Source organism: Ochrobactrum sp. SFR4, from assembly GCF_019730395.1.
Classification (GTDB): Bacteria; Pseudomonadota; Alphaproteobacteria; order Rhizobiales; family Rhizobiaceae; genus Pseudochrobactrum.
The window spans coordinates 1-244 of record NZ_JAAPBB010001204.1 but is presented as its reverse complement, the minus strand read 5'-3'; the positions used below and the strand labels follow the sequence as shown (position 1 = coordinate 244).

1 protein-coding gene is annotated in these 244 nt (G+C 50.8%); it reads left to right on the top strand.

What is annotated here, in order from left to right; all coding sequences use genetic code 11:
* The coding region (locus HBA93_RS22860) for a hypothetical protein (RefSeq protein WP_221724756.1) at positions 1-244 on the top strand (244 nt) is incomplete at both ends.

Genomic DNA, 244 nt, shown 5'->3' with positions numbered 1-244 from the left:
ACCAGCCAAAACTAAGGCCGGTATATCAGGGCAGTGGCCCATATCGGGGGCGTGATCCCCTCACCGGCAAAATGGGATTTTATAGCGACGATGAAAATCACCGTTGGTGGTATCGAGAAGATGGAGACGATTATTCATGGCAAAAAGAAGTAAAAGCAGAGAGCGGCGATCTCAAACACACACACCCAGTGTTAAGACAAGCAATCGCAGCAGAACGAGCGCAGCGCAGCCAGAACGGGCTATA